Raw genomic sequence first — 3722 nt, forward strand, 5'->3', positions numbered from 1 at the left:
AAGTTGGCTGCTTTTCGCCTTTAACGGTGTTCAGGCCGCAGAACTGACCCTTGAAGACTACGCAAGACAATCTCAGTTTTTGGAAATTGAAATTTCGCCAACCGGCAAATATCTGGCGGCCACCAGCCGCAGCGATGAAGGTAATATTTACCTGAATGTGATTGATATTAAGTCAAATAAGATTATTAGCGTTCGCCATTTTACCGGCCGTGACTCCATTGGTTCATTTGACTGGGCTACTAGTGAGCGCTTGTTAATCACCCTGGTGCGGGATATTGGTGCGCTGGAGCAGCCAGTAGGCACAGGTGAAATATTTGCAGTGAACGCCGATGGCTCAAATGCCAGAATGTTGACCGGTTATCGGGCAGATCATGAGAAAGACGCCGCTCAGGTGATTAACTACCTACCTGACGAAGATAAATTCGTGCTGATTGCAACCAGTACCCCTAACCGACGGGGGTCTTTTAGTCTGGTCAAAAGGCTGAATATTGAAAATGGTCGCACCCGGCAAATTGCCCGGGCGCCAATGCGCTCTTCCGGTATGATTACCGACAACATTGGTATTGCCCGGATGGCGGTTGGTGAAGATCAGGACAATGACAATGAAATGGTACTAATGTACCGGAAAGATGAGAAATCTGACTGGCAAACCCTGCGCCGCTATGGTCAGCGTGATGGCAGTTTTATGCCAATAGCGTTTTTACCTGATAATAAACGGGTAGTAGGCTTAAGTGATACCCAGACTGATACTAAAGCCATTAGCATCATGGAGCCGGAAACCGGTAAGGAAGAAGTACTGGCTCATCATCCTAAAGTGGATGTTGCTCCCAAATTCAGCTTTGAAGATGGCTATTTAAGAGAGGTAATTGGTGCTTCATATGAGTATGACACTCATGAGGATGTCTTTTTTGCTGATATTAAAGACAAAACGTTCAGTGGATATTTGCAAAGCCTGAAAGCGGCCTTCCCGGGTAAAAAAATTGCTATCAATTCAGCAACCCGCGATAACAGTATTTTAGTGCTTACCGTGCGCTCGGCTAACCATCCGCCAGAGTTTTACCTGTTTGATACTAAAAATAATCAGCTGAGCTTTTTACTGAATGGCCGTCCCTGGATGAAGCCAGAGCTTTTAGCCCAGACTACAGCTATTATTTATAAAAGCCGTGACGGTTTAGATATTCATGCCATTTTAACCTTACCTCCGGACAAAAAAGTAAAGAACCTGCCGCTGATAATGTTGCCGCATGGTGGCCCACACGGGCCGCGTGATGTGTTGGAAATTGATACTGATGCCAAAGTACTCGCTCAGCATGGTTATGCCGTGCTACAGCCAAATTTCCGCGGTTCGGGTGGTTTTGGTCGCAGTTTTTTGCAAGCCGGTTATCAGAACTGGGGTACCACCATGATTGATGATATGACCGACGGTGTCATGCATTTGGTCGAGCAAGGTATCGTCGATAAAAATCGGGTGTGTGCTTACGGTGGCTCTTATGGTGGCTATGCGGCATTAATGAGTGCGGTGCGTGAGCCTGATCTATACAAATGCACTGTGGGCTTTGTCGGGGTGTTTGACTTAAACCTGATGTATACCGATGGCGACATTCAGGAGCGGAAAAGTGGTATTAATTATCTGGAAATGGCGATTGGCCGTGATCAGGCGCAGTTAGATGCGCAGTCACCGATAAAGCACCTGGATAAATTAAAAGCGCCGGTATTTATTATTCACGGTGAAGAGGATCGCCGGGTACCTATAATCCATGCCAACCGTTTACGGGAAGAGCTAGAAAAACGTAATCACCCTTATGAATGGCTGGTAAAAGAAAAAGAAGGCCATGGTTTCTATAAACCGGAAAACAACGTTGAGCGCTGGCAGAAAATGCTCGCCTTCTTTGATAAATATATTGGTGAGACTGAAAAAAACTAATCTCAGTCAAACTGTAAATATAAAGCGCCACCGCAAGGTGGCGTTTTTCATTCAGCAAAACTTCACGCCAAGCCTGTAATCTGCGGCTATATCTATTAGAATAAGCACCTATTAGCATAAGCGTAATATTGACGATCCACGATTACAGGGATTTATTTTATGGCATTAAACGTAGTCATTCTGGCGGCCGGAAAAGGCACACGGATGAAATCAGACTTACCCAAGGTGTTGCACAAAGTAGCCGAACGACCAATGGTACAGCATGTTATTGATACCGCTCGTGCGCTAGGCGCTGCTAAACCGCAATTGGTTTATGGCTATGGCGCAGAAGCCTTAAAAACCGCGTTGGGCGAGCAGCCATTGCACTGGGTATTACAGGCTGAACAACTTGGTACCGGCCATGCGGTCGCCCAGGCTAACCCGAATATCGCTGATGACGATACCGTGCTGGTGCTGTACGGTGATGTACCCCTTACCCGGCTCGAAACGTTACAGCAACTGTTAGCGGCAAAGCCTGCTAATGGTCTGGCGATTTTAACAGTAAATTTAGCTAACCCGACAGGCTATGGCCGGATTGTCCGGGAAAACGGTATGGTTGTTGGTATTGTCGAGCAGAAAGACGCCAATCCGCAGCAGCTGCTGATAAACGAAGTAAACAGCGGCATTATGGCGCTGCCAGGCAAGCAGCTAAAAAACTGGCTGGGTAAGCTATCAAACAGCAACGCCCAAGGCGAATACTATTTAACCGACGTTATCGCCATGGCGCACAGCGAAGGGGTAGAAATTACTACCGCCCAACCGCAAGATGCCATGGAAGTGGAGGGTGCTAACAACCGGGTGCAATTAGCCGCATTGGAGCGAGCTTACCAGCAACGTAAAGCAGAGGAATTAATGCTTTCTGGCGCTAACCTGCGCGACCCGGCCCGCATAGATATTCGTGGTTCGGTGGAGGTGGGTAATGATGTCATGATCGACATCAACGTTATTTTCGAAGGCAAAGTGGTGCTGGGGAAAGGCGTTACTATTGGTGCCAACTGTATTTTAAAAGACTGCACCATTGGTGATAACACCGAAATTAAAGCCAACTCAATGATTGAAAAAGCCACGGTTGGCAGCGACTGCTCCGTTGGTCCCTATGCCCGCCTGCGGCCAGATAGCGTGATGCTGGACGACAGTCATGTTGGCAACTTTGTTGAAATGAAGAAAACCACCCTGGGTAAAGGCTCAAAAGCCAACCACTTAACCTACTTAGGCGATGCAGTAATTGGCAGTAAAGTGAATGTGGGTGCCGGCACCATTACCTGTAACTACGACGGTGCCAATAAGTTTGTTACTACCATTCACGATGGTGCCTTTATTGGATCTAACAGTTCGTTAGTGGCTCCGGTAACGGTAGGTGTTAATGCTACAGTGGGCGCTGGCAGCGTACTAACACGTGACGCCGCCGATGGCGAGCTGGTGGTTGCCAGGGCAAAGCAGCGGCATATCGAAGGCTGGCAGCGGCCGGTTAAGATAAAAAAATAACGCCTGAACTTAGTAATAAAACAGCCCGCAAAAGCGGGCTGTTTTATTTGCATGATTACATGGCAAATCAGGCTACGTCAGGCTGCGGGTTGGAATCACGGATCGGGCGCCACAGAGTGTCTGAGCCCTGCCGCAGGCGAAGGGCGAGTTGCTGTGGCGAGCCGGAACGGGAGTTGCAACCTGTCAGCCCTTTTCATAACTATTCAGCCTTATCAACCAGCACGGCAATGGCGCCATCACCGGTAACATTACAGGCAGTACCAAAGCTGTCTTG

2 protein-coding genes are annotated in these 3722 nt (G+C 48.1%); both read left to right on the forward strand.

What is annotated here, in order from left to right; genetic code table 11:
* Window positions 1-1924 (forward strand): alpha/beta hydrolase family protein (locus tag ABY802_RS16200; protein WP_372628158.1); only part of this gene is annotated, 1924 nt, incomplete at its 5' end.
* A gap of 159 nt (window positions 1925-2083) precedes the next feature.
* Window positions 2084-3448, forward strand: coding sequence for a bifunctional UDP-N-acetylglucosamine diphosphorylase/glucosamine-1-phosphate N-acetyltransferase GlmU (gene glmU, locus ABY802_RS16205; protein ID WP_372628159.1), 1365 nt, complete (start codon window positions 2084-2086; stop codon window positions 3446-3448).
* Window positions 3449-3722: the final 274 nt, after the last annotated feature.

Origin of the sequence: Arsukibacterium sp., assembly GCF_041616895.1 — a bacterium.
GTDB lineage: Bacteria > Pseudomonadota > Gammaproteobacteria > Enterobacterales > Alteromonadaceae > Alishewanella.